This window comes from Kitasatospora sp. MBT63 (assembly GCF_000710465.2).
Classification (GTDB): Bacteria; Actinomycetota; Actinomycetes; order Streptomycetales; family Streptomycetaceae; genus Kitasatospora.
The window spans coordinates 54,822-58,252 of sequence record NZ_JAIZ01000628.1 but is presented as its reverse complement, the minus strand read 5'-3'; the positions used below and the strand labels follow the sequence as shown (position 1 = coordinate 58,252).

At 72.9% G+C, this 3,431-nt stretch carries 3 protein-coding genes; 1 reads left to right on the top strand and 2 read right to left on the bottom strand.

Translation table 11 applies throughout. The annotated features are described in order from the left end of the window. Positions 1-64: 64 nt before the first annotated feature. Positions 65-1,087: a YihY/virulence factor BrkB family protein gene (locus AA75_RS32985; RefSeq protein ID WP_051813916.1), complete on the bottom strand. Its 1,023-nt coding sequence runs from the start codon at positions 1,085-1,087 to the stop codon at positions 65-67. Positions 1,088-1,363: 276 nt separating this feature from the next. Next, positions 1,364-1,531: a hypothetical protein gene (locus AA75_RS51075; RefSeq protein ID WP_199520468.1), complete on the bottom strand. Its 168-nt coding sequence runs from the start codon at positions 1,529-1,531 to the stop codon at positions 1,364-1,366. A gap of 666 nt (positions 1,532-2,197) precedes the next feature. Between AA75_RS51075 and AA75_RS50075 the strand changes: the two genes are divergently transcribed. Further along, positions 2,198-2,563, top strand: a complete 366-nt coding sequence (locus tag AA75_RS50075; RefSeq protein WP_033824006.1) for an STAS domain-containing protein — start codon at positions 2,198-2,200, stop codon at positions 2,561-2,563. Positions 2,564-3,431 lie beyond the last annotated feature (868 nt).

Below are 3,431 nucleotides of genomic sequence, written 5' to 3'. Positions count from 1 at the left end.
ACCTACAGGCGCGTCCGAGCTTTGTGTTAGCTCCTCTTAGTCGGATCGGTCGCACAGGTCGACGTCATTCCGGCCCGCGGCCGGGCCGGGGCCCCTCTCCCTCCTCTGCGGCCCCGGATCTGCTCGGAGCCTCCTCCTCGCCGAATACGACGTCGACATGTTGCTCAGGGCGGCGTTCCTCCTGCCGGGCGATGGCCGCGAGTACCTCCTCGTCGGCGCCGGTGAGCGGCGGCTGGAGGATGCTGCGCGGCCACAACTGCCGGGCCAGCACCACATTCGTCTCGGCCGCGTACACGGTGATCTGGGCCGCCAGGTACAGCCAGGCCAGCAGCCCGATCACCGTGGCGAAGAACCCGTAGACCTGGCCGGCGTGGCGCAGTTCGTGGGTGACCAGGATGGAGCCGAACGCCTGCAGGACCGTGAACAGCGGGCCTGCCACGGCGCAGCCGGGCCACAGGGCCCGGGTGGGCACCGCCTTCGGGGTGAGGACCCGGAAGCAGGCCAGGCACAGTGCGGCGTTCACGATCGCGGACACCAGCAGGGCCCCGGTCCGGGCCGGCGGTCCGGCCAGGGCGGTGCCGACCAGTGCGGCGGCCGCGGTGGCCAGGAGCAGTCCGGCGGCGAGGACGGTGAACAGGAGCAGGCTGCGGGCCAGCCGCGGCCAGTATCCGGGCCGCTTGACGCCGGGGATGTTCCAGATCTCGGCCATGGCGTGCTGGAGTACCTGCGCGATGCCGAGCGCACCGTACAGCAGCCCGAGTACGCCGATCACCAGCGCCACCCCGCTGCCCTGGAGGGAGTGGACGTTCTGCCGCAGCTGGTCGCCGATGATCGGGAAGTCGGCGAGCGCCGAATCCAGGACCGCCCGCTGGGCCCGGGGCCGGCCGTGCAGGACGAAGCCCAGCGCGGTACTGAGCAGGAGCAGCAGCGGTATCAGGGCGACGAAGCCGTAGTACGTGATCAGGGCGGCGAGCAGGCCGCCGCGGTCGTCGCCGTACTTCTTGGCCACTGCGACGGGCAGACCGGCCGGGCTGTGGCGCTGCTGGAAGCGGTCCACGGCGCGAAGGGCCCGTTCGACCTGGTTCATGCTGGCGCTCCCGTCCCCCGACCGGTGTTCCGTGCCGCCACGTCTGCCCGGACCGTAGGCCCGGAAACCTGTGCGCAGCCTGTGCGCAGCGGCCTCCGGTCGCGCAGGTCCACGCCCCGGTGCCGCCGGGCTGCCGGGTGTCCGGGAGACGCTCGCCCGGTCCGAGCCGGGTGGGGTTGCCGGCGCCGGCCCAAGATCGCGGGCCGTGGCCCGGTGCCCGTACGACACCTGGCGGCCATGCCCGGGACGCCGCGTGCGCCACCGAGTCCGGGCACGTCAGCGGGTGCGCCGGCCGCTGCCCCCGCGGAGGCGCGTACCGCCCAGGGCCAAGGCGATCGGCAGGACGACGATTCCGATGAAGAGCAGGTAGAGCAGGCCGTGCGCCGCCACGCCGACGAGCCCCAGGACGATGGCGACCAGAATCAGAACGAGGATCAAGGCCATGGCGCGGTCTCCTGTTCTGCCGCAACGCATCGACTCGGGCGGTCGCGCCCGGAGCCCGGCTGCAGGAATGCTGCGGGCGGGACCGCATCTGGCGTCTGATCGCTGGTCCGGTGGCCGAACCGGGACCGGCGGACAGACTTCGACGTGATCCGTGTGCCGGTGTTCAGCGCGCGGACCAGACCGGGCACTCCCGGGTGTGCCGGGTCCACACGACCACACCACCGCTGTCACGCACCTCCCGCCTGCGCACGGTCGCGCAGCAGCCACCGGATACGGCCGGCAGGCTATCCGTAGCCCGGACGACGCCATCCACCGCTGGCGGCGCGGCGCCGGACCGGGCGGCCCTCGGCACCGACCGCTGGGGCCCGATCGGCCGCGGCAGTTGCGGAGGCTTCGGCGCAGCGCCTCCCTGCTCCGGCGCAGGTCGCTGCCCCACCATCCCGATGGGCACGCCAAGGGCTCGCGCACGGCTACGACGACGACTACGACGCTCGGACATGCCGATACCCTGCCCGCTCACCGCCGTTTCACCGCCCGCCGGGTCGGCGACACGCCACCACGGGTCACCCACCTGGCATCACGGCCGGCGGGCCCGGGCCTCTGGGCAGTCGCCCGGCCGGGCCGTACGGTGGTCCTGTCCACTTGATCCGCATCAGAAGGGGACGTGTGAGCGACACCACCGGGCCGGACTTCACCGCATCCGTCCGCGACACCCTCGGCGGCCCGGTCATCGAGGCCACCGGCGAACTCGACCTGGACAGCGCACCCATCCTGCACTCCGCGCTGCACCGCGCCCTCGGGGCGAGCCCGCCGCCCCCGATGCTGGTCATCGACCTCGCGGGCGTCACCTTCTGCGACTCCTCCGGCCTCAACGCCCTGCTGCAAGCTCGGATCGAGAGCCAAGGCCTCGGCGTGGCGCTCCACCTGGCCCGCCCGACCCACACCGTCGCCCGCGTGCTGGAGATCACCGGCGCCGACAAGGTGTTCTCCGTCAGGAACGAGCCCACGGTGCCGCACAGCCGCGCGGGCTGAACAAGCGGTCGGCGTGCTCCGGGTCCGGAGGACGGCCGACCGCGCCGCACGGTACGAAACACAAGGCGGGAGGCCGCCACCCTTTGGTGACGGCCTCCCCGGCGCTACTCAAATTCCAGCCTACCGCCGGGCGAGCCACACGGCCCGACCGCGACGACCGGCTGCGCGGCACGCGACGCAGTGCTCGGAAAGCTGCGCGAGCCGACGTAGGGGGACCTTCGCGAGGGCCCGCTGGATGCTCGGCCAGGTGCCGTGCGGGCCAGGTACCCGAACGTGCCGCTTCCGCTCCACGAGTTGGGCGAAGGCGGTCAGGCCTTCACGGGCCCGTCACGGACGCCGGGCCGGTGTGGCGATGCCGCGCCGTCGCCCGAACTCGCCGGGTCCTTGAAGGCGGCGGCTTCATCCTTCGCGGCGTTCATGCCTCGCACTGCTCTGTCCGGAACGCCCGCTGACCTCGGCCCGGAGCCCGCCCATCCTCGCCTCAAGGTAGGCCGTCCGGATGCCGACCGGCCGCAACTCTGCGCACTCCGCCGCCCACGGCATCGCCGGCAGCCGGCCCGCTTCGCCCCCGGCGCCGTGGCCGCGCAGCCGCGCCGCCAATCACCGCCCGGGCCGCAACACGGGGATGCGGACCGGCCGGGTGCCGCGCCTTGGCCGTGGTCCGGGCCGCCCGATGGGTGGGAATTTCCGGCAAAGTACCGGGTATCTGCGGTGGGGGGCCGTACATTCGGCTGCTACGAGCGGTAACTGACGATCCGGTGGGAGTGGTTGTGGCAAACCCCAGCACGTTCGGCGCCAACAGCGGTGTGGGATCGACGGTGGCACTGCTGGAGGCGAAACTGCCCGCTGTGCGCGAGCGCCGCCGCCT